At 66.8% G+C, this 25992-nt stretch carries 23 protein-coding genes and 1 tRNA gene; 19 read left to right on the top strand and 5 right to left on the bottom strand.

The genetic code is table 11. The annotated features are described in order from the left end of the window. Window positions 1-147: 147 nt before the first annotated feature. The gene (locus LPB260_RS22030; protein ID WP_371926164.1) at window positions 148-2415 is read right to left on the bottom strand and encodes a putative bifunctional diguanylate cyclase/phosphodiesterase; all 2268 of its coding nucleotides are present in this window, start codon (window positions 2413-2415) and stop codon (window positions 148-150) included. Window positions 2416-2920: 505 nt separating this feature from the next. Here LPB260_RS22030 and LPB260_RS29115 point away from each other — a divergent pair. The 16 genes from LPB260_RS29115 (at window position 2921) to dctM (ending at window position 18337) form a co-directional block, all read left to right on the top strand. After that, window positions 2921-3055 (top strand): hypothetical protein, encoded by a 135-nt coding sequence (locus LPB260_RS29115; RefSeq protein ID WP_256625541.1) that lies wholly within the window; start codon window positions 2921-2923, stop codon window positions 3053-3055. A 348-nt stretch (window positions 3056-3403) separates the two neighbouring features. After that, window positions 3404-4177: an ABC transporter ATP-binding protein gene (locus LPB260_RS22025; RefSeq protein ID WP_208707989.1), complete on the top strand. Its 774-nt coding sequence runs from the start codon at window positions 3404-3406 to the stop codon at window positions 4175-4177. A gap of 16 nt (window positions 4178-4193) precedes the next feature. After that, window positions 4194-4946 (top strand): ABC transporter substrate-binding protein, encoded by a 753-nt coding sequence (locus tag LPB260_RS22020; RefSeq protein WP_208707988.1) that lies wholly within the window; start codon window positions 4194-4196, stop codon window positions 4944-4946. 50 nt (window positions 4947-4996) lie between these two features. Beyond that, window positions 4997-5692, top strand: coding sequence for an ABC transporter permease (locus tag LPB260_RS22015; RefSeq protein WP_208707987.1), 696 nt, complete (start codon window positions 4997-4999; stop codon window positions 5690-5692). After that, window positions 5689-6378, top strand: a complete 690-nt coding sequence (locus tag LPB260_RS22010) for an ABC transporter permease (RefSeq protein WP_208707986.1) — start codon at window positions 5689-5691, stop codon at window positions 6376-6378. Before LPB260_RS22015 ends, LPB260_RS22010 begins: the two co-directional genes overlap by 4 nt. A gap of 26 nt (window positions 6379-6404) precedes the next feature. Then, on the top strand, window positions 6405-7670 hold the full coding sequence (locus tag LPB260_RS22005) for a methyltransferase (RefSeq protein WP_208707985.1): 1266 nt from the start codon (window positions 6405-6407) through the stop codon (window positions 7668-7670). A 249-nt stretch (window positions 7671-7919) separates the two neighbouring features. After that, window positions 7920-7995, top strand: a tRNA-Thr gene (locus LPB260_RS22000). Window positions 7996-8156: 161 nt separating this feature from the next. Continuing rightward, a complete protein-coding gene (gene rfbB, locus LPB260_RS21995) occupies window positions 8157-9227 on the top strand; it encodes a dTDP-glucose 4,6-dehydratase (RefSeq protein WP_208707984.1) in 1071 nt (356 codons plus the stop codon). Next, window positions 9224-10096, top strand: coding sequence for a glucose-1-phosphate thymidylyltransferase RfbA (gene rfbA / locus LPB260_RS21990; protein ID WP_208707983.1), 873 nt, complete (start codon window positions 9224-9226; stop codon window positions 10094-10096). Before rfbB ends, rfbA begins: the two co-directional genes overlap by 4 nt. Beyond that, window positions 10093-10638, top strand: a complete 546-nt coding sequence (gene rfbC / locus LPB260_RS21985) for a dTDP-4-dehydrorhamnose 3,5-epimerase (protein ID WP_208707982.1) — start codon at window positions 10093-10095, stop codon at window positions 10636-10638. Before rfbA ends, rfbC begins: the two co-directional genes overlap by 4 nt. Further along, window positions 10635-11504 (top strand): dTDP-4-dehydrorhamnose reductase, encoded by an 870-nt coding sequence (gene rfbD, locus LPB260_RS21980; protein WP_208707981.1) that lies wholly within the window; start codon window positions 10635-10637, stop codon window positions 11502-11504. Before rfbC ends, rfbD begins: the two co-directional genes overlap by 4 nt. 253 nt (window positions 11505-11757) lie before the next feature. Next, window positions 11758-13569, top strand: coding sequence for an ATP-binding protein (locus LPB260_RS21975; protein ID WP_208707980.1), 1812 nt, complete (start codon window positions 11758-11760; stop codon window positions 13567-13569). Next, window positions 13566-14966, top strand: a complete 1401-nt coding sequence (locus LPB260_RS21970; protein ID WP_208707979.1) for a sigma-54 dependent transcriptional regulator — start codon at window positions 13566-13568, stop codon at window positions 14964-14966. Before LPB260_RS21975 ends, LPB260_RS21970 begins: the two co-directional genes overlap by 4 nt. A 306-nt stretch (window positions 14967-15272) precedes the next feature. Beyond that, complete coding sequence (gene dctP, locus LPB260_RS21965; protein ID WP_208707978.1) at window positions 15273-16265, top strand: TRAP transporter substrate-binding protein; 993 nt, start codon at window positions 15273-15275, stop codon at window positions 16263-16265. Between the two features lie 144 nt (window positions 16266-16409). Further along, the gene (locus tag LPB260_RS21960; protein ID WP_208707977.1) at window positions 16410-17057 is read left to right on the top strand and encodes a TRAP transporter small permease; all 648 of its coding nucleotides are present in this window, start codon (window positions 16410-16412) and stop codon (window positions 17055-17057) included. Further along, window positions 17054-18337 carry a TRAP transporter large permease gene (dctM, locus tag LPB260_RS21955; RefSeq protein WP_208707976.1) on the top strand — a complete coding sequence of 428 codons (1284 nt, stop codon included), beginning with the start codon at window positions 17054-17056 and terminating at the stop codon, window positions 18335-18337. Before LPB260_RS21960 ends, dctM begins: the two co-directional genes overlap by 4 nt. A 193-nt stretch (window positions 18338-18530) precedes the next feature. Here the strand turns inward: dctM and LPB260_RS21950 are convergent, their stop codons facing one another. Beyond that, window positions 18531-20183, bottom strand: coding sequence for an acyl-CoA synthetase (locus tag LPB260_RS21950; RefSeq protein ID WP_208707975.1), 1653 nt, complete (start codon window positions 20181-20183; stop codon window positions 18531-18533). Between the two features lie 249 nt (window positions 20184-20432). Here LPB260_RS21950 and LPB260_RS21945 point away from each other — a divergent pair, with 249 nt between their 5' ends. Next, window positions 20433-22340 (top strand): beta-ketoacyl synthase, encoded by a 1908-nt coding sequence (locus LPB260_RS21945; RefSeq protein WP_208710110.1) that lies wholly within the window; start codon window positions 20433-20435, stop codon window positions 22338-22340. Between the two features lie 137 nt (window positions 22341-22477). On the opposite strand, the gene cysQ is transcribed toward LPB260_RS21945, so the two are convergent. Continuing rightward, entirely contained in the window at window positions 22478-23299 is an 822-nt protein-coding gene (gene cysQ / locus LPB260_RS21940) for a 3'(2'),5'-bisphosphate nucleotidase CysQ (RefSeq protein WP_208707974.1), read from the bottom strand. Beyond that, entirely contained in the window at window positions 23296-23862 is a 567-nt protein-coding gene (gene nudE / locus LPB260_RS21935) for an ADP compounds hydrolase NudE (protein WP_208707973.1), read from the bottom strand. The genes cysQ and nudE overlap by 4 nt, the downstream gene beginning before the upstream one ends. A 136-nt stretch (window positions 23863-23998) precedes the next feature. Between nudE and yrfG the strand changes: the two genes are divergently transcribed. Both yrfG and fdhD read left to right on the top strand, forming a co-directional pair. After that, window positions 23999-24655: a GMP/IMP nucleotidase gene (yrfG, locus tag LPB260_RS21930; protein ID WP_208707972.1), complete on the top strand. Its 657-nt coding sequence runs from the start codon at window positions 23999-24001 to the stop codon at window positions 24653-24655. A 124-nt stretch (window positions 24656-24779) separates the two neighbouring features. Further along, window positions 24780-25619, top strand: a complete 840-nt coding sequence (fdhD, locus tag LPB260_RS21925; RefSeq protein ID WP_208707971.1) for a formate dehydrogenase accessory sulfurtransferase FdhD — start codon at window positions 24780-24782, stop codon at window positions 25617-25619. Window positions 25620-25710: 91 nt separating this feature from the next. On the opposite strand, the gene LPB260_RS21920 is transcribed toward fdhD, so the two are convergent. Next, entirely contained in the window at window positions 25711-25953 is a 243-nt protein-coding gene (locus LPB260_RS21920) for a formate dehydrogenase subunit delta (RefSeq protein ID WP_256625539.1), read from the bottom strand. Window positions 25954-25992: the final 39 nt, after the last annotated feature.

Raw genomic sequence — 25992 nt, 5'->3', positions numbered from 1 at the left:
GCCTAGACCAGAACCTGGCGCCTCGGAGCTGGCCGATGAACTACTGGCGCGAGAGTCGCGCCAATGTCGACGGAGAGGCGCTGCGAAACCCAGCGACATGGATAACACAGGCTGCTTCCCGGCATCGGTTAACGCCCGGGGAGGCCATTACTCGGCGCAGATCAGCGGGACCGCTGCGCAGGGCGCAAGCACGCGACACTCCCCCTCCACGCCAGCAGCCATCAGCCGCTCGAGTTCCTCGACGGGCATCGGCCGGCCGAACAGGTAGCCCTGGAAGCTCTGGCAGCCCATCCCCAGCAGCGCCCTGTACTGCTCATCGGTCTCGACGCCCTCGGCGATCACCTCCAGCTTGAGGCTGCTGGCCAGCGCGCAGATGGCGCGAATGATCGACGCGCTGTTTCCGTCCTCCGGCAAGGCTTTGACAAAGGACTGGTCGATCTTCAGCTGATCGAGAGGCAAGCGCTGCAGATAGGCCAGCGATGAGTAGCCAGTGCCGAAGTCGTCGATCGAGAATCGGATGCCCAGCGCCTTTAACGCGTTCATCCGGATGACCGCGCCCGGCAGATCGTCCAGCAGCAGCGTTTCGGTCAGTTCAAGCTTGAGCCGCTGCGGATTCGCGCCACTCTGCTCCAGGAGCAGGACCAGGCGCTCGACAAAATCCGCCTGATATAGAAACCGCGCACTGACGTTGACCGACAGGCTGAGCGACTCCGCTTGCGGATGGTTGCGCCATAGCGCCAGCTGACGACAGGTCTGCTTGAGCATCTGGAGATCCAGCTCATCGATCAGCCCTGCCTGCTCGGCGACCTCGATAAAGGCTACGGGGGAAAGCAGACCGCGCTGCGGATGCTGCCAGCGAGCGAGCGCCTCGGCGCCGATCAAGCCGCCCTTCCCATCCAGCTGCGGCTGCAGATAGAGGATGAAACCGTTCGTTTGCAGCCCCTCGCGAATCTCCTCCTCGAGGCGCAAGCGCTTGCTGACAGCCTCCTGCATCCGTGGATCGAAGAAGCGCACCGCATTTTTGCCCGCGGCCTTGGCGGCATACATCGACAGGTCGGCGCGCTTCATCAGCTCCTCGACCGGACAGGCGTCGTCGCTAAACAGCACGACACCGATGCTGGTGCTGCTGCGCAAGGTCAATGGGCCGATCCGGTAAGGCGCACCGACAGCCCTCAGCAGCTGTTCGGCTACGTGTTCAGCCTGAGCCGCTACCGCTTCCGGCGGACCGGCAAGACCCTCCAGCATCACCACGAACTCGTCACCACCCAGGCGCGCCACGGTATCGCTGGACCTCACGGCGCCAGTGAGGCGCTCGGCGGCCAGCCGCAGGAGTTCGTCTCCGGCTTGATGCCCATGAAAGTCGTTGATGTTCTTGAAATTGTCCAAGTCGAGAAACATCAGCGCCGAACTCTGCGCGCTGCGCACGCTGGTGGCCATCGCATGCTGCAGGCGATCGAGCAGCAGGCGCCTGTTCGGCAGCCCGGTAAGCGGATCGAAGAAGGCCAGTCGCTCGATATGCTCCTGGGCCGCTTGGCGCTCCGAAACATCGGCAAACGAGGCGACGTAATTGATGACCTGCCACTGCGCGTTGCGCACTGCGTTGATCGACAACCACTCGGGGAACACCTCGCCGTTTTTCCGCCGGTTCCACACCTCGCCATGCCAGGAGTCCGTCTCTTTGAGCTGTTGCCACATCGCCTGATAGAACGCCTGGCTCTGCCGCCCGGAGCTGAGCAGACTGGTCTTCTGGCCGATGACCTCCGCACGGCTGTAACCGGTGATGGCGCAGAACGCCTCGTTGACTCGCAGGATGCGATTGCTGGCATCGGTAATGAGCATGCCGTTCAGCGAATTGAAGGCGATGGCCGCTATCCGCAGCTCTCGCTCGTCATCTGTACGCTGCAATATCTCCTTGAGCATCAGCCCCAGCAACAGCGTGGCGACCGGCATCACCAGCAGCACCGGCACGCCCACTTGCTGCAAGGCGAACGCGACATACTCGCTGGGCAGCAGGCTGTAGAGCAGCAGACCCAGTACTTGCAGGATCAAGCCGAAGGCGAGCAATTGCGAGACCCCTACGCCGACTCGCCGGCGCAGGTAGAGTCGTCGGTAGACGAGACCCAAGCCTACCGATAAAAGGATCTCGGCAAGACCGGACCACATGCCGACGCCGCCCAGCCAGACCCGAAAGCCACTCGCTATCGCCCCAGCCACGCCGGCAACCAGCGGCCCGCTGAACAACGCAGCCATGCTCAGGATGACGCTGCGGGCATCCAGGATCAGTCCATCGGCCAGGGTGATCGGGGTCAGCATGCCGAACACGCTGGTGCCCCCAAACAACAGCGCCGCCATCAGCTGGCCGACAGTACTATTGGCGCCCCAGAAACGGACGTTGAGCGCTTGCAGCCAGCACAGTGACAGGAGCACTGCGGCGCCTTGAACAAGGTCGTAGAACAATTTGCGAGTCGCTCCACCTGAGCAGTGATATCAGTCGATTAGCTACAGGCTGAGATCCATTGCCAACCAGCATGTGCTCGCCACAGGCGCATTGGAGCATGCGCGCGGCGTGGCGCTACTGACCTGCGTCAGTCGAACAGCCTGGACAGGACACTTGAATCGCTCCCCGCCGACAGGCAGCGTTCCGGGCGCTGCCCGGCAGCGACTGACCGGTCGACCTGCCAGGCGAAGTGACTTGGAACACAGGCCCCAGCAATCCGGCACATAAACGAAAATGCGGAACGCATCACGTTTTGTCCGATCTAAAAACCCACGCGGCTGGTTTATCATCGCGCGACCGCAGACATTCGGGCGCCCACAAGCGCATACACCTGCGCGCTCAGCATCCGGCCGAGCGCGTAAACGCAACGGTAGGCCATTCAACATGCAAAGCACGGCATCGGAACAGCGCACGCTTCACTCGATGCGCCAACACATCGACCTGATGGTGGCGAAAGGCTGGTCGATCACTGGCCGAGATCCGCTGCGCCTCGAGTCCGCTGGTCGCACCTGCGTGGTCCGCCACGGCATCCTGATCAGCGAGCTCAAAGCCGCTTAGCTGCCCAGGGCCCGCAGGTTGCCGTTGCAACTGAGCGCAACTGGCCGCCCCCTTCCAGATAGAACATCGCGACTTGCCGCTGACAAATAGGGGCACCTACCCCAGCTGCGACCGATTGCCGGCCAACAGACGCACCTCGGCCATCGCTCAGCCCCCACGGGCAACACCGCATTAGCATTCTTGCATTCGCGCGACAGGCAGCTGCAACCAGGCGACACCCGTGACCGATCAGGCTAAAGCCGCCCAGTAAACGGCTTGGCGGTCAGCGAAACGCTATGCTAGCTTGGCGCCACGCCAGGAAGGCCTGACCATAGCCCGGAGCGCATCCGAACGAGAAGAGGACCCCCCATGGCCGAGGCCACGCCCGCGCTGGAAATTCGTAATCTGCACAAACGCTACGGCGACCTCGAGGTGCTCAAGGGCATCTCCCTCACGGCCAAAGATGGCGACGTGATTTCCATCCTCGGCTCCTCCGGCTCCGGCAAGTCGACCTTTCTGCGCTGCATCAACCTGCTGGAGAACCCCAACCAGGGCCAGATACTCGTCGCCGGAGAAGAGCTCAAGCTCAAACCCGGCAAGCAGGGCGAACTGGTCGCGGCGGACAACCGGCAGATCAATCGCCTGCGCAGCGAACTGGGCTTTGTCTTCCAGAACTTCAACCTGTGGCCGCACATGAGCGTGCTCGACAACATCATCGAGGCGCCGCGCCGGGTGCTGGGCCTGAGCAAGGCCGAGGCCACCGAGCGCGCCGAGGCCTTGCTGGCCAAGGTCGGCATCGCCGACAAGCGCCATGTCTACCCCAACCAGCTGTCCGGCGGCCAGCAGCAGCGCGCGGCCATCGCCCGCACGCTGTGCATGGAGCCCAAGGTGATCCTGTTCGACGAGCCGACTTCGGCCCTCGACCCGGAGATGGTCCAGGAAGTGCTCAACGTGATCCGCGCCCTGGCCGAAGAAGGCCGCACTATGCTGCTGGTGACCCACGAGATGAACTTTGCCCGCCAGGTGTCCAGTGAAGTGGTGTTTCTGCACCAGGGCCTGGTCGAGGAGCAGGGTCCGCCGGCGCTGGTGTTCGACAACCCGCAATCGGCGCGCTGCAAACAGTTCATGTCCAGCAATCACTAAAATGGAGCTACATCGCATGCAGAAATATAAGAAGATCCTGCTGGCTGCGGCCGCCACCCTGGCCTTCGGCACCAGCGCCGTGGCCGCCGACAAGCTGAAGATCGGTACCGAAGGCGCCTACCCCCCCTTCAACCTGATCGACGCCAGCGGGCAGGTGGTCGGCTTCGACATCGAGATCGCCCAGGCCCTGTGCGCCAAGATGCAGGCCGAGTGCGAAGTGGTCACCTCCGACTGGGACGGCATCATCCCGGCGCTGAACGCCAAGAAGTTCGACTTCCTGGTGGCCTCGATGTCGATCACCGAAGAGCGCCAGCAGGCGGTCGACTTCACCGAGCCCTACTACACCAACAAGCTGCAGTTCATCGCCCCGAAAGGCAGTGAGTTCAAGACCGACGAAGCCAGCCTCAAGGGCAAGGTGATCGGCGCCCAGCGCGCGACCATCGCCGGCACCTGGCTGGAAGACAACCTCGATGACGTGGTCGACATCAAGCTCTACGACACCCAGGAGAACGCCTACCTCGACCTGTCCTCGGGCCGCCTCGACGGCGTACTGGCCGACACCTTCGTCAACTGGGAATGGCTCAAGAGCGACGCCGGCAAGGGCTTCGAGTTCAAGGGCGAGCCTGTGTTCGACAACGACAAGATCGGCATCGCCGTGCGCAAGGGCGACCCGCTGCGCGAGAAGCTCAATGCCGCGCTGAAGGAAATCGTCGCCGACGGCACCTACAAGCAGATCAACGACAAGTACTTCCCGTTCAGCATCTACTGAGCAGCCTGTCCTGCGTCGCCGCTGCCGGCGACGCAGGCACCTGAGCCTCCATGACCCTAGACCTCTACGGATTCGGCCCCGCCCTGGCCGCCGGCACCCTGATGACCATCAAGCTGGCGCTCAGCGCGCTCAGCGTGGGTCTGGTGCTCGGCCTGCTCGGCGCCCTGGCCAAGACCTCGCCGTACAAGCCGCTGCAATGGCTCGGCGGCACCTATTCGACCATCGTGCGCGGCGTACCCGAGTTACTCTGGGTGCTGCTGATCTATTTCGGCACGGTCAACCTGATGCGCGAACTGGCCGACCTGCTCGGCATGGAAAGCCTGGAGCTGTCGCCCTTCGCCGCCGGCACCATCGCCCTCGGCCTGTGCTTCGGCGCCTACGCCACCGAGGTGTTCCGCGGCGCCATCCTGGCCATCCCCAAGGGCCATCGTGAAGCCGGCCAGGCCCTCGGCCTGTCCAAGCCGCGAATCTTCTGGCGCCTGATCCTTCCGCAGATGTGGCGCATCGCCCTGCCGGGGCTGGGCAACCTGTTCATGATCCTGATGAAGGACACCGCGCTGGTCTCGGTGATCGGCCTGGAGGAGATCATGCGCCGCTCGCAGATTGCGGTGACCTCGAGCAAGGAACCCTTCACCTTCTTCCTGGTGGCAGCGCTGATCTACCTCGGCCTGACCATCCTCGCCATGATCGGCCTGTATTTCCTCGAGAAACGCGCCAGTCGTGGCTTCGTCAGGAGCGCCGCATGAACTGGGAAGTCATCATCAAGTGGCTGCCACGCCTGGCCGAAGGCGCCCTGCTGACCCTGGAGCTGGTCGGCATCGCGGTGATCGCCGGGTTGATCCTGGCGATCCCCATGGGCATCGCCCGCGCGTCCAAGCACTGGTACGTGCGCGCCCTGCCCTACGGCTACATCTTCTTCTTCCGCGGCACGCCGCTGCTGGTGCAGCTGTTCCTGGTCTACTACGGCCTGGCGCAGTTCGACGCGGTGCGTGAAGGCCCACTGTGGCCCTACCTGCGCGACGCCTACTGGTGCGCCATCATCACCATGACCCTGCACACCGCGGCCTACATCGCCGAGATCCTCCGTGGCGCCATCCAGGCCGTACCGTCGGGTGAGGTCGAGGCAGCGCGAGCGCTGGGCATGGCACGCTGGCAGACCATGCTCTATATCGTCCTGCCGCGGGCCGCGCGCATCGGCCTACCGGCCTACAGCAACGAAGTGATCCTGATGCTCAAGGCCAGCGCCCTGGCCAGCACCGTGACCCTGCTGGAACTCACCGGCATGGCCCGCACCATCATTGCCCGCACCTACCTGCCGGTGGAGATCTTCTTCGCCGCCGGCCTCTTCTACCTGGGCATCGCCTTCGTCCTGGTGCGCGCCTTCAAGCTGCTGGAGCACTGGCTGCGCGTCGACGCCTGCCAGGGTCGCTGACGCTGTCGCCAGCGACCCTGCCCACCATGCCAGCACACCCCCTCAGTGGCGACGCCCTGCTCCAGCGCTTCCAGGCGCTGGATGCGTTGCTGACCGGGCATCAGCACCTCTGGCGACCGCAACCCTTCACCCAGCACCGGCTGCCCTGGGAAGACAGCCATCCCGAGCTGTCCCGCTGGTTGCGCGCCCGCAGCCTTGAACAGGCCGAAGCCGACCATGGCCAACCCCATCTGCTGGACGCCCCAGAGCCCTTTGCCGAACTCGCCAGACAGGCCAACGCACTGGCCCAGCTCGGCGAACTGCCACCACGGCCCCAGCCCGAACTGCCCGCCCGTTTCTCGCTCGATGTGCCGGGTCGCAAATGGCAGCAGATACAGGCCTTCGCCAGCCGCCTGCAGTTTCAAGGCGAACCACGGCACTGGCTCGACTGGTGCGCCGGCAAGGGCCACCTCGGTCGCCTGCTGGCCCATGATGGCCGCCCGCTGACCTGCCTGGAGCACGACCCACAGCTGGTAGAGAGCGGCCAGCGCCTCAGCCAGCGCCTGGGGCTCGCCGCCAGGCATCTGCGCCAGGACGTGCTGGCCATGGATACCGCTGAGCGACTGCTAGCCGAGCACACCCCGGTCGCCCTGCACGCCTGCGGCGATCTGCATATGCGGCTGATGCACCTGGCCAGCCAGGCCGGCTGCAGCCAACTGGCCATCGCCCCCTGCTGCTACAACCGCATCGCCACCCCCGACTACCAGCCCCTATCGGCCGCCGCGAAGGCCTCGGCCTTGCACCTGTCGCGGGACGACCTCGCCCTACCGCTCAAGGAGACCGTCACCGCCGGTGCCCGGGTACGCCGCCAACGGGACCTGTCCATGGCCCGGCGGCTGGCCTTCGACCTGCTGCAGCGGCGGCTGCGCGGCGTCGATGAATACCTGCCAACGCCCTCACTGCCACCGGCCTGGCTGGACAAGGACTTCTCCAGCTACTGCCGCGACCTGGCAACCCTCAAGGGGCTGGCCGACCCCGGCCCGACTCGCGACTGGTCGGGCCTGCTGGCACAGGGCTGGCAGCGCCTGGCCGAGGTGCGCAACCTCGAGCTGCTGCGCGCCCTGTTTCGCCGCCCGCTGGAACTGTGGCTGCTACTCGACCGCGCGCTTTACCTGCAGGATCAGGGCTTCGCCGTGCGCCTGGGCACCTTCTGCACCCGACAGCTCAGCCCGCGCAACCTGCTGCTGCTCGCCGAACGACCCGCCTGCGAGTTGCCCACACAATCTGTGGATAACTGTGTTGATAGATTCTGAGCAAACGCCTGCAAAGCCCTGCCTATCACCCCATGGGTTATCTGCTGCTTTTTTGGCCAGTTGATAAACATCAACAAAAACAGCCCCTTACACAAGTCCGTGAACGACCTCACAGTTCTTCTCGACCTCGGCCGCACTAGCCTATCCATTGTGCATAAGCACCTGACTGCTGATAGCCGGGACTGTTTCGATCTGCGCCGGAACGGCTTTACTCGCACAAACTAATGGATATAATGGCGGCCCTTCAGTGCCGGTATAGCTCAGCTGGTAGAGCAACTGACTTGTAATCAGTAGGTCCCGGGTTCGACTCCTGGTGCCGGCACCATCAAGATCAAAAGGGCTTGCAGCGATGCAGGCCTTTGTCGTTTCTGTGCCCCGAGTTGATTGGGGGCTCCGTGCCATCCTAAGCAACGCTTGCAGATGATGCACTCAGCCGACAAGCTAGGCAGCGCACCCGCGGCCTGGACTATGAGGCAAATCTTTCCCATGCGAATTCTGGTCACCGGCGGTGCCGGCTTTATCGGCTCGGCACTGATCCGCCATCTGTTGAACGAAACCGAGCACCAGGTGCTCAATCTGGACAAACTGACCTACGCCGGCAACCTCGAGTCCCTGGCCAGTGTCGCCGGCAACCCGCGCTATCAGTTTCTCCAGGCCGACATCGGCGACCAGGCCACGGTGGCCGAGGCGCTCGCCCAGTTCCAGCCGGATGCACTGATGCACCTGGCCGCCGAGTCCCATGTCGACCGCTCCATCGACGGTCCGGCCGAGTTCATTCAAACCAACATCGTCGGCACCTACAGCCTGCTGGAAGCCACCCGCGCCTACTGGTCGGCGCTGCCGGCCGAGCGCAAGCAGGCGTTTCGCTTCCATCACATTTCCACCGATGAGGTCTACGGCGACCTGCACGGTGTCGACGACCTGTTCAGCGAAACCACGCCCTACGCCCCCAGCTCACCCTATTCGGCGAGCAAGGCGGCCTCGGACCACCTGGTACGCGCCTGGCAGCGCACCTACGGGCTGCCGGTACTGCTGACCAACTGTTCGAACAACTACGGCCCCTATCACTTCCCGGAGAAGCTGATACCCCTGGTGATCCTCAACGCCCTGGACAGCAAGCCGCTGCCTGTCTATGGCAACGGTCAGCAAGTGCGCGACTGGCTGTACGTCGAGGACCACGCCCGTGCCCTGCTCAAGGTGGTGACCGAGGGCCAGGTCGGCGAGACCTACAATATCGGCGGCCACAACGAACAGAAGAACCTGCACGTGGTGGAAAGCATCTGCGCGCTGCTGGATGAGCTGGCGCCGCGCCAACAAGGCGGCGCCTACCGCGAGCAGATCACCTTCGTCGCCGATCGTCCCGGCCACGACCAGCGCTACGCCATCGACGCCAGCAAGATCGAGCGCGAACTGGGCTGGAAGCCCCAGGAAACCTTCGCCAGCGGCCTGCGCAAGACCGTGCGCTGGTACCTGGACAACCTCGACTGGTGCCGTCGCGTCCAGGACGGCAGCTATCAACGCGAGCGCCTCGGCGCCCTGACGGAGCGACAGCCATGAAAGGCATCATCCTCGCCGGCGGTTCCGGCACCCGCCTGCACCCGATCACCCTGGGCGTGTCCAAGCAGCTGCTGCCGATCTACGACAAGCCGATGATCTACTACCCGATCTCGGTACTGATGCTCGCCGGCATCCGCGACATCCTGATCATCTCCACCCCCCACGACCTGCCGCAGTTCGAGAAGATGCTCGGCGACGGCAGCCAGTTCGGCGTGCGCTTCTGCTATGCCGAACAGCCCTCGCCGGACGGCCTGGCCCAGGCCTTCCTGATCGGCGAGTCGTTTATCGGTAGCGACCCGGTGTGCCTGATCCTCGGCGACAACATCTTCCACGGCCAGCACTTCGGCGAACAACTGCAGCGCGCGGCCAGCCACCCTAGCGGTGCCACCGTGTTCGGCTACTGGGTCAGTGACCCCGAGCGTTTCGGCGTGGTCGAATTCGACGCCCAGGGACGCGCCATTTCCATCGAGGAGAAGCCGGCCAAGCCGAAGTCCAGCTATGCCGTCACCGGCCTGTACTTCTACGACAACGACGTGGTCGAGATCGCCAAGGCGGTGAAACCGTCGACCCGCGGCGAGCTGGAGATCACCGACATCAACAACGCCTACCTCAAGCGCGGCGACCTGCGCGTCGAGCGCTTCGGCCGCGGCTTCGCCTGGCTCGACACCGGCACCCACGACAGCCTGCTGGAAGCGTCGCAGTACGTGCAGACCATCGAGCACCGCCAGGGGCTGAAGGTCGCCTGTCTGGAGGAAATTGCCTACGGGCATGGCTGGATCGATCGCGACCAGCTGCTCCGCCAGGCCCAGGCCTTCGGCAAGACCGGCTACGGCCAGTACCTGTTCAAGCTGGCGGAGGAGCATGCATGAACGTCATCCAGACCGACCTTCCAGGCGTACTGATCCTCGAGCCCAAGGTGTTCGGCGATGAGCGCGGCTTCTTCTACGAGAGCTTCAACGCCCGCGCCTTCGCCGAGGCCACCGGCCTGACCCGCGAGTTTGTCCAGGACAACCATTCGCGCTCGCAGCGTGGCGTGCTGCGCGGCCTGCACTACCAGGTGCAGCAGGCCCAGGGCAAGCTGGTGCGGGTGACCGCCGGCGAAGTTTACGACGTGGCCGTGGATATCCGCCGCGCCTCGCCCACCTTCGGCCGCTGGATAGGCGTGCAGCTGTCCGCCGAGAACAAACGCCAGCTGTGGGTGCCGGAGGGCTTTGCCCACGGCTTCCTGGTGCTCAGCGAGTTCGCCGAATTCCTCTACAAGACCACCGACTACTACGCCCCGGCCCACGAGCGCTGCATCCGCTGGGACGACCCGAGCCTGGCCATCGACTGGCCGCTCGTCACCGCGCCGCAACTGTCGGCCAAGGATCAGGCCGGCCTCCCGCTCAACGAGGCGGAGCTGTTCCCATGAAAATCCTGTTGCTCGGCCAGCACGGCCAGGTCAGCCGCGAGCTGCAACTGAGTCTTGCGGGGCAGGCAGAACTGGTGGTGCGCGGACGCGACCAGCTCGACCTCGGTCAGCCCGAGCAGATTCGCCGGCAGGTCCGCGAACTGCGCCCGGCGCTGATCATCAATGCCGCCGCGCACACCGCGGTCGACCAGGCCGAAAGCGAGCCCGAGCTGGCCTTCGCGATCAACGCCACGGCCCCCGGCGTCCTGGCCGAGGAGGCGGCGGTCCTGGGCGCGCCGCTGATCCACTACTCCACCGACTACGTGTTCGACGGCGGCAAGGCGGCATCCTACACCGAGGACGACACGCCCAACCCGCTGGGCGTCTACGGCCAGAGCAAGCTGGCCGGCGAACAGGCCATCCGGGCCGCCGGTGGCGAGCACCTGATCCTTCGCACCAGCTGGGTGTACTCGCTGCACGGGCGCAACTTCCTGCTGACCATGCAGCGCCTGCTGCAGGAGCGCGACAGCCTCAATGTGGTGGCCGACCAGATCGGCGCGCCCACCTGGGCCGGCAGCATCGCCCGCGCCAGCGCCGAGCTGATCGCCCACTGGCGTGCCGGCCAGGCCGGCCCCTGGGGCACTTACCACCTGACTGGGCAGGGCGAGACCTCCTGGTTCGGCTTCGCCAGTGCCATCGCCGAACAGCTGCGCGCCCAGGGCAAGCCTGCCGCCCAGCTCGAAGCAATTCCGACCAGCGCCTATCCGACCCCGGCGCAGCGCCCGCTCAACTCGCGCCTGGACTGCACGCGCTTGCAGCACGACTGGCATATCCAGCTGCCGGACTGGGATGACGCCTTGCTGGAGTGCCTGGCCAGTCCGCGCTAGGAGTCGAAGCCAACCCCCCAGGCCGCAGCCCGGCGCGGCCCGGGCTTGATCGACCGCTCGAGCCAGCCAACGCCGGGTTGTCGAGCGCCCACCGTTGAACAGCAGGATCAGCCGCCGCTCGCGCGCCAGATCCAGGCCCCCCCGGTGGAGCGCCCTCCCTGGCGCCGCCTGGTCCGACAATTGCTTCAGGCTCGGTTCCGGGGCGCCTCGTCCCTTACTAAACTGAGCCTTACCGCGACCGAGTCATCCGCCCATGCCCTCCACCGCATTACACAGCCGCCCGCGCTGGCGCAGCCTGGCCCTGCTGGCGCTGATCCTGGCGTCGCTGCTCTGGCCCCTGCAGCAGTTGGCCGAACGCTATTACCGTGACGCACTGGACAGGCAGAGCGGCCAGACCCTCGACCTCTACGTGGCCAACCTGCTCGGCACCTTGCGCCGCTACGAGGTGCTGCCGCCGATCCTCAGCCAGCTGCCGGCCCTGCGCCAGCTGCTGCATGAGGGCGACCAGGCCCCGCTGCACGAGCGCGCCAACCGTCTGCTCGACGACCTGCAGCAGCAGACCGGCGCCGACGTGATCTACCTGATGGACGTCGACGGGCAGACCCTGGCGGCCTCCAACTGGCAGCGGCCGGACAGCTTCGTCGCGCGCAATTTTTCCTACCGGCCCTATTTCATCGAGGCCATGCAGGGCCGCGCCGGGCGCTTCTTCGGCCTCGGCACCACCTCGCGCAAGCGCGGCTATTTCTTCGCCTCGCCGGTACGCGAAGGCCAGCAGATCATCGGCGTGCTGGTGGTCAAGGTCGATCTGGACCACAGCGAAACCCTCTGGGGCAGTCGCCCGGAGCAGTTACTGGTGACCGACAACCATGGCGTGGTGATCCTCACCTCCAACGCCGATTGGCGCTTCCATGCCACCCGCAAGCTGGACAAGGCCGAACGGGCGACCATCGCCGACACCCAGCCCTACCTGATCCAGTCGCCGCCGCCGCTGCGCCTCGATGACAGTGCCTGGCTGCGCCAGGCGCGCGACCTGGAGGACATCGGCTGGACGGCCAGCATTCTCGCGCCGCGCAGCCTGCTCGACCGCCCCGTGCGCGCGGCCGTTGCCATCGGCGGCGCCGCGCTGCTGGTGCTCATCCTGCTGCTCGGCCTGCTGATGCAACGGCGCCGCCACTACCTCGAGCGCATCGCCCTGGACGCGCAAGCCCGTCAGCAGCTGGAGCAACGGGTACAGGAGCGCACCCATGACCTGGAACTGCTCAACAGCCGCCTGAAACAGGAGGTGCTGGAGCGCGAGCAGGCCCAGCAGGAGCTGGTGCGCGCCCAGGACGAACTGGTCCAGGCCGGCAAGCTGTCGGCCCTCGGCACCATGAGCGCGAGCATCAGCCACGAGCTCAACCAGCCCCTGGCGGCGATTCGCAGCTATGCCGACAACGCCGGCGTGCTGCTCGACCACCAGCGCGGCGCGGACGCCCGCGAAAACCTGCGCCTGATCAGCCAGCTCACCGAGCGCATGGCCTCGATCATCGCCCACCTGCGCGCCTTCGCCCGCCGCGATCGCCACGCCCCGGAGAGCGTCGCCCTGCAGCCGGCCATCGACGATGCCCTGGCGCTGCTGGCCAAGCGCCGGCGGGGCTTGCAGGTCGAGCTGATTCGCGACCTGCCGGACGCCACCCTGTGGGTCCAGGCCGGCGAGACCCGCCTGCGCCAGGTGCTCGGCAACCTCCTGGCCAATGCCCTCGATGCCCTGGCCGAAGTGCCGCCGCCGCGGCGCCTGTGGCTCAGCGCCGGGCGCACCGCCGAGGGCGTCGAGCTGCAGCTGCGCGACAATGGCCCGGGCTTCTCCGCCGAGGCCCTGCAACGCGCCCGCGAGCCCTTCTTCACCACCAAGACCAGCGCCCAGGGCCTCGGCCTGGGCCTGGCGATCTGCGATACCCTGATGCGTGCCCTGGGTGGCGAGCTGCTGCTGGCCAACCACCCCGCCGGCGGCGCCCTGTTGACCCTGCGCCTGCGCACCGCCGAGCACGGCGTGAATATCCAGCCGCCTGAGGACTCTGCCCCATGACCCTGCCCCTCGACGCCCGCACCCAGGTCCTGCTGATCGACGACGATCCCCACCTGCGCCAGGCCCTGAGCCAGACCCTCGACCTGGCCGGCCTCAAGGTCGCCAGCCTGGCCGATGCCCAGGGCGCCGCCGCGCGCATCGAGCGCGACTGGCCGGGGGTGGTGGTCAGCGATATCCGCATGCCGGGCATCGACGGCCTGCAGCTGCTCGAACAGCTGCACCAGCAGGACCCGGAGCTGCCGGTGCTGCTGATCACCGGCCACGGCGACGTGCCCCTGGCGGTGCAGGCGATGCGCGCCGGCGCCTACGACTTCCTCGAGAAGCCCTTTCCCAGCGAGCACCTGCTCGACAGCGTGCGCCGCGCCCTGGCCCTGCGCCGCCTGGTGCTGGACAACCGCAGCCTGCGCCTGGCCCTGAGCGACCGCAACGAGCTGTCGGCCCGCCTGGTCGGCCAGTCCGCCGCCATGCTGCGCCTGCGCGAGCAGATCGGCGCCCTCGCCGGGATCGCCGCGGACGTGCTGATCCTCGGTGAAACCGGCGCCGGCAAGGAGGTGGTGGCGCGCGCCCTGCACGATCTGTCCAGTCGCCGCGGCGGGCCCTTCGTGGCGATCAACGCCGGCGCCCTGGCCGAGTCGGTGGTGGAAAGCGAGCTGTTCGGCCACGAACCGGGGGCCTTTACCGGCGCGCAGAAGCGCCGTATCGGCAAGTTCGAGTTCGCCAACGGCGGCACCCTGTTCCTCGACGAGATCGAGAGCATGAGCCTGGAGGTGCAGGTCAAGCTGCTGCGCCTGCTGCAGGAGCGGGTGGTCGAACGCCTCGGCGGCAACCAGCTGATTCCCCTGGACATCCGGGTGATCGCCGCGACCAAGGAAGACCTGCGCCAGGCCGCCGATCAGGGGCGCTTCCGCGCCGACCTGTACTACCGGCTGAACGTTGCGCCGCTGCGCATCCCGCCGCTGCGCGAACGCGGCGACGACATCCTGCTGCTGTTCCAGCACTTCGCCGACGCCGCCGGCAGCCGCCACGGCCTGCCGCTGCGCGAGCTGCAATCGGCCCAGTGCGCGCAGCTGCTGCGCCATCCCTGGCCGGGCAACGTGCGCGAGCTGCAGAACGCCGCCGAGCGCTTCGCCCTGGGCCTGGACCTGGACCTCGGCCTGGAGCTGCAGCTCGAGTCCCCGGCTCCGGGCGACGACGCGGCGCCGAGCGGCAACCTCAGCGAGCAGGTAGAAGCCTTCGAGCGGGCGCTGATCGCCGCCGAGCTGGGCCGCCCCCACAGTTCGCTGCGCAGCGTGGCCGAGGCCCTCGGCGTGCCGCGCAAGACCCTGCACGACAAACTGCGCAAGCACGGCCTGAGCTTCGCCGATGCTGGCGGAAGCTCGCCAGACGAGGCCGGGTGACTGGCGGATATCCGCCAAATCCGCCGGGGCAGCCCTCCAGTTGGCCGCCCTGCTCCCCCCGATATACGCCTCGCGCGCGCCCCTGGCGCGCCATGTGCCAGCCTGAACAGCACCTGGCGCAGCGCTTGCCCCTGGACTGGCATGGCGGTTGCTCTACTCCTCTCAGGCGATCCACCAGGCTCGAGTCCAGGCCATAGCTGCCCAGCGTCCGTCGTGTTCCGACAGGCCGCCTAGACTTGAACCTGTTCGCCCGTTTCCGGCGCTGCGGCGCTCAACGCGATAAGCACAACAAGAGGAAGCACTCACATGTTCAAACTGACTGCCAAGGCGCTGGCGTGCGCCCTGTCCCTGACCATCGCCGGCCTGGCCCAGGCGGCCGATCCCATCGTCATCAAGTTCTCCCACGTGGTCGCCGAGAACACCCCGAAAGGCCAGGGTGCGCTGCTGTTCAAGAAGCTCGCCGAAGAGCGTCTGCCGGGCAAGGTCCAGGTCGAGGTCTACGCCAACTCCTCGCTGTTCGGCGACGGCAAGGAAATGGAAGCCCTGCTGCTCGGCGACGTGCAGCTGATCGCCCCGTCCCTGGCCAAGTTCGAGCAGTACACCAAGCAGCTGCAGGTATTCGACCTGCCCTTCCTGTTCAACGACATCAATGCGGTCGACCGCTTCCAGCAGAGCGCCGAAGGCCAGGCGCTGCTCAAGTCGATGGAAAGCAAGAACATCACCGGCCTCGGCTACTGGCACAACGGCATGAAGCAGCTGTCGGCCAACAAGGCCCTGCGTGAGCCGAAGGATGCCCGCGGCCTGAAGTTCCGCGTGCAGGCCAGCGCCGTGCTCGAGGAGCAGTTCAAGGCCGTGCGCGCCAACCCGCGCAAGATGAGCTTCGCCGAGGTCTACCAGGGCCTGCAGACCGGCGTGGTCAACGGCGCCGAGAACCCCTACTCGAACATCTACTCGCAGAAGATGCATGAAGTGCAGAAGTTCATCACCGAGTCCGATCACGGCGTCCTGGACTACATGCTGATCACCAACACCAAGTTCTGGAACGAGCTGCCGGCCGATGTGCGCAGCGAGCTGGAGAAGATCAACGTCGAAGTCGCCGCCGAAGTGAACAAGCAGGCCGACGCCCTGAACCAGGAAGCCAAGCAGGCCATCGTCGCCGCCGGCACCAGCGAGATCATCACCCTCACCCCGGAGCAGCGCGGTCAGTGGCGCGACGCCATGAAGCCGGTCTGGAGCAAGTTCGAAGCGGAAATCGGCGCCGACCTGATCAAGGCGGCCGACGCGGCCAACCAGCAGTAAGGGCAAAGCCGCCCGCGGCCGGACTTCCCGCCCGGGCGGCATAGCGGCGCTGTCGCCGACAGCGCCTCGCCACACCCGGTGGGTCGGCGCATGCGCCCGACCCACCCCGCGCTTTTCCTTTCTGTTCACCGGGAGACTCGAACGATGAACGCCTTGCGGCGCGTCTGGGACCACTTCGAGGAGGGCTTTATCGCCTTCCTGCTGGGCACCATGACGCTAGTGACATTCGTCTATGTGATCCTCAACAACCTCTACACGGTGTTCTACAGCCTTGGCGACAGCTGGCCGGCGGCCAGCGACCTGTTCTTCGCCATCGGTGACAGCGTGATCGAGATGGCCCAGGCCATGACCTGGAGCATCGCCCTGACCAAGGCCCTGTTCGCCTGGCTGATCTTCTTCGGCCTGGCCTACGGCGTGCGCACTGCCGGCCATATCGGCGTGGACGCCCTGGTCAAGCTGGCCAACAAGCCGACCCAGCGCATCATCGGCCTGATCGCCTGCCTGTGCTGCCTGGGCTACGCCGGGCTGATCAGCGTGGCCAGCTTCGACTGGGTGCGCACCCTGCTGATCGCCGACATCGGCGCCGAAGACCTCGGCCACTACGGCATCCAGCAGTGGTACATCAATGCCATCGTGCCGTTCGGCTACGCCATGGTGTTCATCCGCTTCCTCGAAATCTTCGTGCGCATCCTGCGCAACCAGCAGACCGGCCTGGGCCTGGCCGACGAGGCCGCCGAGGCGATGAAGCTGACCGAGCACGACGACGACACGAAGAAGGACTCCAAGCCATGACCATCCTGTTCCTCTTCGCCCTGCTGTTCCTGCTGATGTTCATCGGCGTGCCGATCGCCGTGTCCCTCGGCCTGGCCGGCTCCATGACCATCATGCTGTTCAGTCCCGACTCGGTGCGCTCGCTGGCGATCAAGCTGTTCGAGACCAGCGAGCACTACACCCTGCTGGCCATTCCGTTCTTCCTGCTGTCCGGCGCCTTCATGACCACCGGCGGCGTGGCCCGGCGCCTGATCGACTTCGCCAACGCCTGCGTCGGCCATATCCGCGGCGGCCTGGCGATTTCCGCGGTGCTGGCCTGCATGCTGTTCGCCGCGCTGTCCGGCTCCAGTCCGGCCACGGTGGCCGCGGTCGGCTCCATCGCCATCGCCGGCATGGTGCGCTCCGGCTACCCCCAGGCCTTCGGCGCCGGCATCGTCTGCAACGCCGGCACCCTGGGCATCCTGATTCCGCCATCGATCGTCATGGTGGTGTACGCCGCGGCCACCGAGCAGTCGGTGGGCAAGCTGTTCATGGCCGGCGTGGTGCCCGGTCTGCTGCTCGGCGTGGCGCTGATGGTGGCGATCTACATCGTCGCGCGCAAGATGAACCTGCCGGCCATGCCGCGGGCCAGCCTGCGCGAGCTGATCGCCACCGGGCGCAAGGCGATCTGGGGCCTGCTGCTGATGGTGATCATCCTCGGCGGCATCTACTCGGGCATGTTCACCCCCACCGAGGCGGCTGCGGTGGCGGCGGTCTACGCCGGCTTCGTGGCGCTGTTCGTGTACAAGGACATGACCATCCGCGAGTGCCCCAAGGTGCTGCTGGAGTCCGGCAAGCTCTCCATCATGCTGATGTTCATCATCGCCAACGCCATGCTCTTCGCCCACGTGCTGACCACCGAGCAGATCCCCCAGACCATCACCGCCTGGGTGATCGAGATGGGCCTGCAGCCCTGGCAGTTCCTGCTGGTGGTGAACATCGTGCTGCTGATCGCCGGCGCCTTCATGGAGCCTTCGGCGATCATCCTGATCCTTGCGCCGATCCTCTTCCCGATCGCCGTGCAGCTGGGCATCGACCCGATCCACCTGGGCATCATCATGGTGGTGAACATGGAGATCGGCCTGATCACCCCGCCGGTGGGGCTGAACCTGTTCGTCACCTCGGCGGTGACCGGCATGCCGCTGACCTCGGTGATCCGCGCGGCCTGGCCGTGGCTGATGCTGCTGCTGAGCTTCCTGCTGGTGATCACCTATATCCCGGCCGTGTCCATGGCCCTGCCGAACTGGCTGGGGATGAACTGAAACCCGCTTCCTTGGTAGCTTTTGTACCCACTCCGCCCGGCCTTAGCGCCGGGCTTTTTTTCGCTGACATCCAGACCCAGTAGCCCGGATGCAATCCGGGGCGGCGGTGCCATGCCGCCAACCAACCCCGGATTGCATCCGGGCTACCTGTAGCAGCAGAGCCGTCGCTCGGCCGTGCGGCGGACCGCGCCGCCTAGGCCGCCGTCTGCCCGCCCGCCGCCATGGCCCTGGCCTGCTCGCGCAGGACGAACTTCTGCACCTTGCCGGTGCTGGTCTTCGGCAGGCTGGTGAAGACCACGCAGCCCGGCGCCTTGAAGCGTGCCATGCGCTCCTGGCAGAAGGCGATCACCGCCTCGGCGCTGAGTTCTGCGCCCGGCTTGAGGGTGACGAAGGCACAGGGGGTCTCGCCCCACTTGGCGCTGGGCATGGCCACCACCGCGGCCTCGAGAATCTGCGGATGGCGGTAGAGCACGTCCTCCACCTCGATGGAGGAGATGTTCTCGCCGCCGGAGATGATGATGTCCTTGGAGCGATCCTTGATCTCCACATAGCCATCGGCGTGCCACACCGCCAGGTCGCCGGAATGGAACCAGCCGCCGGCGAAGGCCTCGGCGGTGGCCGTGGGGTTCTTCAGGTAGCCCTTCATCACCACGTTGCCACGCATGAAGATCTCGCCGATGGTCTGGCCGTCCTTGGGCACCGGCTGCAGGGTATCCGGGTCGGCGACCATCAGGCCGTCGAGCAGCGGCGCGCGCACGCCCTGACGGGACTTGAGGCGCGCCCGCTGCTCAGGGCTCTCGCCGTCCCACTCGGCCTTCCACTCGCAGGCCACGCTGGGGCCGTAGGTCTCGGTCAGGCCGTAGACGTGGGTGACGCGGAAGTCCAGGGCCTCCATGGCCTCGATCACCGCCGCCGGCGGCGCCGCGCCGGCGGTCAGCACCTTGACCGGCCGGGTCTTCAGCGCCTTCAGTTCATCGGCGGCGTTGGCCAGCATGTTCAGCACGATGGGCGCACCGCAGAAGTGGTCGACGCCATGCTCGGCCAGCAGCGGGTAGATTGCCTCGGCGCGCACCTGGCGCAGGCATACGCTGGTGCCGACGTAGGCGGCCAGGGCCCAGGGGAAGCACCAGCCGTTGCAGTGGAACATCGGCAGGGTCCACAGGTACACCGGGAAGCGCTGCATGTCCCAGCACAATGCATTGGACAGTGCGTTGAGGTGCGCGCCGCGGTGGTGGTAGACCACCCCCTTGGGGTTGCCGGTGGTGCCGCTGGTGTAGTTGAGGGCGATGGCCTGCCACTCGTCTGCCGGCATCTGCCAGGCGTATCCGGGATCGCCCTCGGCCAGCAGCGCCTCGTAGTCCAGCTCGCCGAGCAGCAGGCCTTCGGCGTACTCCGGGTCGTCGATGCCGATGATCAGCGGCGGATTGCTCAGTTGGGCGACGGCGCGCTGCACCAGCTCGCCGAACTCCTTGTCGACCAGCAGCACCCTGGCCTCGCCGTGCTGCAGGATGAAGGCGATGGCCTCGGCATCCAGGCGCGTGTTGATGGCATTGAGCACCGCGCCGCACATGGGCACGCCGAAGTGCGCCTCGAACAGTGCCGGGCCGTTGGGCGCGATCAGCGCCACCGTGTCGCCCAGGCCGATGCCGCGCCCGGCCAGGGCCGAGGCCAGGCGGATGCAGCGGCTGTAAGTCTCGCCCCAGGACTGGCGCAGACTACCGTTGATCAGCGCCAGGCGCTGCGGATAGACGCTGGCCGCCCGCTCGATAAAGCTCAAGGGGCTGAGCGCCTGGAAGTTCGCCGCATCGCGCGGCATGCCGTGTTCGTAAGGGTTGACGCTGTTCATTGTTGTTCTCCAGCTCAAGCTTGGGCGCCATTAACCCTAGCAGCCGTAGGGCCTTATCCAAGCCCTACCTTGGTCGAAGCCGTGACTCACAGGTCATTAACCTCGTCAGCATAGGCATCCGAACAGTCGAGCCGGCGCTCGCCCTTGCGGCCCTTGCGCGGGCCAGAGGGCTCCCGTTCCGTGCGACAAGCCGGCTCCGCGTCAGCCGCGCCTGTCCTGACGAATTCATTTGAAGGAGTTTTCCACGTGATATCTCGCTTACCCGTGATCGTTGGCTTTGGTGGTTACAACGCTGCCGGGCGCAGCTCCTTTCACCATGGCTTCCGTCGCACCGTGCTCGAGTCCATGGACACCCAGGCGCGCCAGGAAACCCTCGCCGGCCTGGCGGTGATGATGAAGCTGCTGCGCGTGGTCGATGGCGCCTACCAGGACCAGGACGGCAAGACCCTGAGCCTGGCCGAGATCGACGCGCGCCTGGGCGAGCAGATCCTCGCCTCGACCCTGGTGCGGCGCATCGAGAAGAGCTACCTGGACGTCGACGCCGCCCACTGGCAGAAGAGCATCACCCTCAGCGAGACCTCCGGCAGCCAGCTGAGCTTTATCGCCAGCCGCAAGCAGTTGCCCGAACCGCTGCCGGCCAACTGGACGGTCGAGCCGCTCAACGCCGCCGAGGTACGCGTCACCCTGCACGACAACTGCGAATTCAAGGTCGACAGCTACCGCGCCCTGCCGGTCAAGTCCGCCGGCCAGCTGCCCAGCGGCTTCGAGCCGGCCGAGCTGTACAACTCGCGCTTCCACCCGCGCGGCCTGAGCATGGCCGTGGTCGGGGTGACCGACGCCCTGCGCTCCACCGGCCTGCCCTGGCAGTCGATCGTCGACCGCGTGGCCCCGGACGAGATCGCCGTGTTCGCCAGCTGCATCATGAGCCAGCTGGACGAGAACGGCTTCGGCGGCCTGATGCAGTCGCGCCTCAAGGGCGGCCGGGTCACCGCCAAGCAGCTGGCCCTGGGCCTCAATACCATGCCGGCGGACTTCATCAACGCCTACGTGCTCGGCAGCGTCGGCACCACCGGCGCCATCACCGGCGCCTGCGCCACCTTCCTCTACAACCTGCAGAAGGGCATCGAGCAGATCGCCGCCGGCAAGGCGCGGGTGGTCATCGTCGGCAGCAGCGAGGCGCCGATCAACCAGGAGTGCATCGAGGGCTACGGCGCCATGGGCGCCCTCGCTACCGAAGACGGCCTGCGCCAGATCGAGGGCAAGGAGCAGGTGGACTTCCGCCGCGCCAGCCGCCCGTTCGGCGAGAACTGCGGCTTCACCCTGGCCGAGGCCTGCCAGTTCGTGGTGCTGATGGACGACGCCCTGGCCCTCGAGCTGGGCGCCGACATCCACGGCGCGGTGCCGGACGTGTTCATCAACGCCGACGGCTTCAAGAAGTCCATCTCCGCCCCTGGTCCGGGCAACTACCTGACCATGGCCAAGGCCGTGGCCAGCGCCGTGCAGCTGCTGGGCAGCGACGCCGTGCGCCAGCGCAGCTTCATCCACGCCCACGGCTCCAGCACCCCGGCCAACCGGGTCACCGAGTCCGAACTGCTCGACCGCATCGCCGCCGCCTTCGCCATCGAGCAATGGCCGGTCACCGCGGTCAAGGCCTTCGTCGGCCACTCCCTGGCCACCGCCAGCGGCGACCAGCTGATCGCCGCCCTGGGCAGCTTCAAGTACGGGGTGATTCCGGGGATCAAGACCATCGACGGGGTCGCCGACGACGTCCATCAGCAGCACCTGAGCATCGCCACCGAAGACCGCAAGGTCGGCGCGCAGGCGCTGGACGTGTGCTTTATCAACTCCAAGGGCTTCGGCGGCAACAACGCCAGCGGCGTGGTGCTGGCGCCCCATGTGGTCGAGCGCATGCTGCGCAAGCGCCATGGCGAAGCGGCCTTCGCCGACTACTGCGCGCGCCGCGAGCAGACCCGCGCCGCCGCCCGGCAGTACGACCAGCAGGCGCTGCTGGGCCAGCTGGACATCATCTACAACTTCGGCAACGACCTGATCGACGATCAGGCCATCGAGCTGGGCGACACCCAGGTCAAGGTGCCCGGCTTCGCCCAGCCCCTGGTGTTCAAGCAGGACGACCGCTACCGCGACATGCTCGACTGATCCGCGCAGGGTGCGTCCTGCGCGGCGCATTGATTGCCGCTGCTGTGGTGCGCGCGGCGCACCCTACGGCGGTCGTGTTGAGCGCGGCGAAACCCCGTAGCCCGGATTGCATCCGGGCCACCTCATCCCACTGAGTCTCAGTCGAGGGCGCGGGCCAGCTGGATCAGTTCGGCGCGCCATTCGGCGGCAGCCGGCAGGGCCAGGAAGGACGGGTTGAGCAGGGACTCGCGGGCCTCGTAGGTCAGCGCCTCGCCCTTGAGCGTCAGCACCTCGCCGCCGGCGCCTTCCAGTACGCCCTGGGCGGCGGCGGTGTCCCACTGCGAAGTCGGCGCCAGGCGCGGATAGCAGTCGGCCAGGCCCTCGGCCAGCTGGCAGAACTTCAGCGAACTGCCGACACTGGTCAGCTGCAGGTCGCCGAAACGCTCGACGAGCCCCTCCAGCAGGCGCTCCTGGGCCGGGCTGGAATGGCGGCGGCTGGCGACCAGGGTGAAGGCTTCCGCCGGCGCCAGGCGCACGCTGATCGCCTGCTCCGTGCCATCGGCCTCGGCACGCCGGGCTCCCAGCCCGGCGCCGCCGTAATAACAACGGCCACTGGCCGGGATGCCGACCACGCCGAACACCACCCGCCCGCGCTCGATCAGCGCGACGTTGACGGTGAACTCCTCCGAGCCGGCGATGAATTCCTTGGTGCCGTCCAACGGGTCGACCAGCCACCAGCGGCTCCAGCCGCTGCGCTCGCTCAGGGGAATGTTGGCCGCCTCCTCGGACAGCACCGGGATGCTCGCGTCCAGCTCCCGCAGGCCATCGGCCAACAGATGGTGGGCGGCCATGTCGGCGGCGGTCACCGGCGAGGCATCGGCCTTCTCGGTGACGGTCACGCCGGCGCGCCAGTGCGGCAGGGTCGCCTTGCCGGCGGCGCGGACCAGCTGGATCACCGCGGGAATCAGGGGGTGGTTCACAGGACGAAGTCTCCTCGTTGGCTAAGCAGGTCGCGCGCCAGGTACAGGGCGGCCAGGGCGCGCCCCTCGCTGAATTGGGGATGTTGCATCAGGCTCGACAGCTCGCGCAGGTTGACCCGGTCGACCCGCATCGGCTCCGGTTCATCGCCCGGCAGGCGCTCCTCGTAGAGGTCGCGGGCCAGCACCACCTGGATCTTCTGGCTCATGTAGCCGGGCGACAGGCTCAGCTCGGTGAGGTGCTCGAGCTGGCGGGCACCGAAGCCGGCCTCCTCCTTGAGCTCGCGGTTGGCCGCCGCCAACACGTCCTCACCCGGCTCGATCAGGCCCTTGGGCAACGACAGCTCGTACGCGTCGGTGCCGCCGCAATACTCCTCGACCAGCAGCGCATGCTCGGCGTCGGCCATCGCCACCACCATCACCGCGCCGTAGCCGACGCCCTTGCCAACCAGGCGCTCGTAGGTGCGCTCCACGCCGTTGGCAAAACGCAGCTGCAACTCCTCGACGCGGAACAGGCGACTGCTGGCGACTATCTCGCGGGCGAGTACGGTGGGCTTCTGGCGCATGGTGCGGCTCCTTGGCATGACCGGGCGGGTTATCATACCCCGGCTTTTTCCATTAGCCCCGCCGGAGATTGCGCGATGGACGACGGCCGCCGACCGAATCGCGACAGACTCCGCACCAGACGCCGAAGACCCTGCCATGCCGCCGTTACCCTGGAGCGAGATCGACACCGTCCTGCTGGACATGGACGGCACCCTGCTCGACCTGCACTTCGACAACCACTTCTGGCTCGAGCACCTGCCGCAGCGCTACGCCGAGCACCACGGCATCAGTCGTGAACTGGCCGACGCCGAACTGCTGCCGCTGTTCCGCGAACATGCCGGCCAGCTGACCTGGTACTGCACCGACTTCTGGACCCGCGAGCTGAAACTGTCGATCCGCGAGCTCAAGCGCGAGGTGGCCGAGCTGATCGCCCTGCGCCCGGATGCCGACACCTTCCTCGCCGCCCTGCGCGCCGCCGGCAAGCAGGTGGTGCTGATCACCAACGCCCACCGCGACTCGCTATCGCTCAAGCTCGAGCGCATCGAGCTGGCGCCCTACTTCGAACGCCTGATCAGCTCACACGACTACGGCTTCCCCAAGGAGAACCAGCAGTTCTGGCACGCCCTGCGCCAGGACCTGACCTTCGACCCGGCGCGCAGCCTGTTCATCGACGACAGCCTGCCGGTGCTGCGCAGCGCCCGCGAGTTCGGCGTCGCCCACCTGCTGGCGGTGCGCCAGCCGGACAGCCGCCAGGGGCCGAAGGACACCGAGGAATTCGCCGCGGTCGAGGATTACCGCGCGCTGCTGCCATGAAGCGCGCCCGGCCGTCGGCAAAAGCGACCCGCGGCTGCCTGCGCTCGGCATCGCCGCGCGCAGCATTAGACGCCCGCGCCCCACGGGCTTAGGCTAGGCCCATAACCCTTACGGAACGCCGAACATGCCGCGCGCCGCACTCGACTCGCCGACAGGCGAAAGCGCCAACGACCAGCCCCGGGATGCCTACGCCTACCAGGAACTGGATGGCGCCGGCGCGCGCGGCGAGGCGGTGCTGGCCGAGGAATGCGCCCTGGCGATCAGCTACAACGGCATCAGCCACGCGGTGATGATGGTCTCGCCCTCGGCGGTGGAGGACTTCGTCGCCGGTTTCAGCCTCAGCGGCGGCTTGGTCGACGGCCTCGACGACATCTACGACATCCAGGTCAAACGCGCCGGCGCCGCCCTGAGCGCCGAGGTGCAGATCAGCAGCCGCGCCTTCTGGGCCCTGAAGCAGCATCGGCGCAACCTGGCCGGCACCAGCGGCTGCGGCCTGTGCGGCGTCGAGGCGCTGGAGCAGGCACTGCCGCAACTCGACACCCTGACCGCCAGCCCGCTGCCGCCGGCCGAACACCTGCAGGGGCTGCGCGAGCGCATCGGCAGCGCGCAGCGCCTGGCCCGGCAGACCGGCGCCCTGCACGCCGCGGCTTTCGTCGACGGCAGCGGCGAGATCCGCCTGTGCCGCGAAGACATCGGCCGCCACAACGCCCTGGACAAGCTGATCGGCGCCCTGCTGCGCGAGCGCCTCGAGCCGCAGCTAGGCTTCGCCCTGGTCACCAGCCGCTGCAGCCTGGAACTGATCCACAAGGCGGTGCGCGCCAGGATCGGCACCCTGGTCAGCCTGTCGGCGCCGACCAGCCTCACCGTGCAATGGGCACGCCGCCACCACCTCAACCTGATCCACCTGCCGCACCACAGCGCCCCGCGGGTATACAGCCCGGCGCCGTTTGCCGGCGGGGGCTAAACCCGGTCTGGTCCAGACAACAAAAAGCCCGCATCGCGCGGGCTTTTTGTTGTAGGCAACACCTGAACCAGGCCAGGTGCCGACCGATCGATCAGGCGCTCCGGGCCACCGGCTCGATATGCTCGCGCTCACCCTGCATGGCCTCGAGGACGAAGGGGCTCAGGCCCTCGCCGCTGCTGGCGTCGATGTGCGCGTAGAGCGCGGTGCGCATCTGCGGGTCCCATTGCTTCTTCAGGTGCAGGGCGAAATCCGCGCGGGCCTGCGCGGGATTCGGCTGGGAAGCGAAGAAGGCGCCGATCTGGTTGGCCATCTTGATCAGTTGCGTGGCGTTCATGCCCATCTGCGAACCTCTTTGCGCTCGAAGAGTGGAGGA

The organism is Pseudomonas sp. LPB0260, from assembly GCF_013388395.1.
The sequence above is the reverse complement of the archived record's forward strand: the minus strand, read 5'-3'. Positions and strand labels throughout refer to the sequence as shown.

Excerpts from the sequence above, each read along its gene's own strand:
- LPB260_RS21920 (WP_256625539.1), bottom strand. The coding sequence starts at position 25,953 with ATGAACGCCACGCAACTGATCAAGATGGCCAACCAGATCGGCGCCTTC.
- nudE (WP_208707973.1), bottom strand. The coding sequence starts at position 23,862 with ATGCGCCAGAAGCCCACCGTACTCGCCCGCGAGATAGTCGCCAGCAGT.
- LPB260_RS21975 (WP_208707980.1), top strand. The coding sequence starts at position 11,758 with ATGCCCTCCACCGCATTACACAGCCGCCCGCGCTGGCGCAGCCTGGCC.
- rfbC (WP_208707982.1), top strand. The coding sequence starts at position 10,093 with ATGAACGTCATCCAGACCGACCTTCCAGGCGTACTGATCCTCGAGCCC.
- LPB260_RS21970 (WP_208707979.1), top strand. The coding sequence starts at position 13,566 with ATGACCCTGCCCCTCGACGCCCGCACCCAGGTCCTGCTGATCGACGAC.
- yrfG (WP_208707972.1), top strand. The coding sequence starts at position 23,999 with ATGCCGCCGTTACCCTGGAGCGAGATCGACACCGTCCTGCTGGACATG.
- LPB260_RS22015 (WP_208707987.1), top strand. The coding sequence starts at position 4,997 with ATGACCCTAGACCTCTACGGATTCGGCCCCGCCCTGGCCGCCGGCACC.
- LPB260_RS21960 (WP_208707977.1), top strand. The coding sequence starts at position 16,410 with ATGAACGCCTTGCGGCGCGTCTGGGACCACTTCGAGGAGGGCTTTATC.
- LPB260_RS22005 (WP_208707985.1), top strand. The coding sequence starts at position 6,405 with ATGCCAGCACACCCCCTCAGTGGCGACGCCCTGCTCCAGCGCTTCCAG.
- fdhD (WP_208707971.1), top strand. The coding sequence starts at position 24,780 with ATGCCGCGCGCCGCACTCGACTCGCCGACAGGCGAAAGCGCCAACGAC.
- dctP (WP_208707978.1), top strand. The coding sequence starts at position 15,273 with ATGTTCAAACTGACTGCCAAGGCGCTGGCGTGCGCCCTGTCCCTGACC.
- rfbA (WP_208707983.1), top strand. The coding sequence starts at position 9,224 with ATGAAAGGCATCATCCTCGCCGGCGGTTCCGGCACCCGCCTGCACCCG.
- LPB260_RS22025 (WP_208707989.1), top strand. The coding sequence starts at position 3,404 with ATGGCCGAGGCCACGCCCGCGCTGGAAATTCGTAATCTGCACAAACGC.
- rfbB (WP_208707984.1), top strand. The coding sequence starts at position 8,157 with ATGCGAATTCTGGTCACCGGCGGTGCCGGCTTTATCGGCTCGGCACTG.
- rfbD (WP_208707981.1), top strand. The coding sequence starts at position 10,635 with ATGAAAATCCTGTTGCTCGGCCAGCACGGCCAGGTCAGCCGCGAGCTG.
- dctM (WP_208707976.1), top strand. The coding sequence starts at position 17,054 with ATGACCATCCTGTTCCTCTTCGCCCTGCTGTTCCTGCTGATGTTCATC.
- LPB260_RS21950 (WP_208707975.1), bottom strand. The coding sequence starts at position 20,183 with ATGAACAGCGTCAACCCTTACGAACACGGCATGCCGCGCGATGCGGCG.
- LPB260_RS29115 (WP_256625541.1), top strand. The coding sequence starts at position 2,921 with ATGCGCCAACACATCGACCTGATGGTGGCGAAAGGCTGGTCGATCACT.
- LPB260_RS22020 (WP_208707988.1), top strand. The coding sequence starts at position 4,194 with ATGCAGAAATATAAGAAGATCCTGCTGGCTGCGGCCGCCACCCTGGCC.
- LPB260_RS22010 (WP_208707986.1), top strand. The coding sequence starts at position 5,689 with ATGAACTGGGAAGTCATCATCAAGTGGCTGCCACGCCTGGCCGAAGGC.